The following is a 2,128-nucleotide window of genomic DNA, read 5'->3' as shown; positions in this document are numbered from 1 at the left end:
CAAACACATAATGAGCTGTTTTATATTATTTTATTACTGTGCTTATCGCAGCAAAGTCAGCATAGCTGCCTAACTTTAAATGAGGTTGACTGGAGCAATCCTTTTAACTTGCGCAAAAGCGACTTTAATAAACTAGATGGCAATGTACCCAGTACGCTAAGCCCGTTTAGTGATGACTTTAATGTACATACAGCGCTCAGTTATTTGCAAAACCATGAAAGCGTGGGCGAAAATAAACCACTGCAACTGTTTAAAGAGCGACTTTATTTTGCGCGCCTTGCCGGTTATGAGCAAACACTCGCAGATAGACTATTAAGCATGAGCGAGCGAAAGCTCAATATTAATAATGAAATATTGGCAGAACTTTTAAATACCTATTTTCCTGCTGATTCTGCAATTGAAACTGATTGGCAAAAAGTGGCGTGTGCGATTGCTGCCACCAAAGGCTTTAGCGTGATCACGGGTGGTCCAGGTACCGGTAAAACTACCACAGTGACTAAGTTGTTGGCTATTTTGCAGTCACTTTATAAAACCGCGCCGCTTAGCATTAAGCTGGTGGCACCGACAGGTAAAGCCGCTGCACGTTTAAGTGAGTCTATTTTAGGCGCTAAAAATAAGCTCACAACGATTCCTGATGATATAAAAACGCTGATACCGCAAAACGCTCAAACTATTCATCGCTTATTAGGCGTAAAACCGTTTACGAATAAATTCAGACATAACAAAAGCAATCCACTGCATTTAGATGTGCTGATTATTGACGAAGCCAGTATGGTCGATTTATCGCTGATGGCTAAATTAATAGAAGCACTGCCTGCGCATGCGAGATTAATACTCCTAGGTGACAAAGACCAGCTGGCCTCGGTAGATACTGGCAGCGTAATGAGCGATTTATGCCAAGGTTTAACACTTGGGCAAACGCCACGCTACTCGCAAGCACGTTGTGATGAGCTAAATAGCTTATGTTTTAATAATGAGCCTAAGCTCGTAGCGCAAAGCGTGAGTGAATTTAAACTCGCAGATTGCGTTGCCTTTTTACAGCACAGTTATCGATTTGATGCACAAAGCGGCATTGGTCAACTCGCACTTGCGGTAAACACAAATAACACCGGTATTTTAAATTACGTTGAGCAAGAAAGTACCGAAGGGCGTTTTAACGATGTAATTTTAGATTACGACTTTGTAGCGAAACCAATTGAAAAGCTTGTTAAAAGTGCAGCAAGTCATTATGCAAAATACCTTAACTTAATTGCCCAAGGTGCAGATGTTGCACAGGTGCATGCTGCTTTTGCTAGTTATCAGCTTTTAGCTGCGGTACGAGAGGGCGATTACGGCGTGCATAGCTTAAATCAGCGAATAGAGCGCGTATTGCAACAGCAAGGTTTAATAACAGTTAGCCCTAATACTCATCATTATACAGGCATGCCCATTATGGTGAGCCAAAACGATTACCAGCTTAAGTTATTTAACGGCGATATTGGTATTTTAATGCCCGATGAAAGCAATCAGCTCAAAGCCATATTTATTGACGAGCAAGGTAATCAACGAGCATTTTCGCCAGCACGACTCCCTGCACACGATAAAGTATACGTAATGACTATTCATAAATCACAAGGTTCAGAGTTTAGTTACACCGCTATGGTACTGCCACCGCTAAAACAAGCGCGCATGGGTATTAACAGGCAATTAGTGTATACGGGAATAACCCGCGCTAAAAATAAGTTTGAGCTGGTGGCTGACAAAAAAGTACTGCAACTAGCAATGAATAAAAGCGTATCAAGAGCATCTGGTTTATATGAAAGGTTACAATTTTAAGCTTAATTTGAATTTTTTATTAATAATTTAGCTTCAAACTGCTTGTTATTTATCGCGTTATTATAAATGTCTTCTATACTAAAGTTAATTTTATATTGAATGTATTCGGGCGTGTTGATCTTTGGTGGGTGAATTTGCAGTAGTGTGTTTGGTTTTTAGGCAAGGCAGAGCCTATGTAGTGTGGTATTTCCCATAAATAGGCGATAACGTAGTATAAATACCAAACATACGCTGCCCTTTGGGTTCTTTCTAGGGACGATTAACTCTTTGTTGCCTACATGGATGTAGGTAAGGGGCGTGAGCAGGACGCGGA

The 2,128-nt window shown here is 40.8% G+C and carries 1 protein-coding gene; it reads left to right on the top strand.

The genetic code is table 11. From position 1 onward, the window contains the following. On the top strand, positions 1–1,815 hold a 1,815-nt coding region (recD, locus tag H5072_RS17660; RefSeq protein WP_182694294.1), incomplete at its 5' end, for an exodeoxyribonuclease V subunit alpha. Between the last annotated feature and the right edge of the window lie 313 nt (positions 1,816–2,128).

This window comes from Pseudoalteromonas sp. SR45-5 (genome assembly GCF_014163565.1).
In the GTDB taxonomy this organism is placed as follows: Bacteria; Pseudomonadota; Gammaproteobacteria; order Enterobacterales; family Alteromonadaceae; genus Pseudoalteromonas; species Pseudoalteromonas distincta.
Note: the sequence above shows the minus strand (reverse complement) of the source record. Positions and strands in the feature narration are given on the sequence as shown.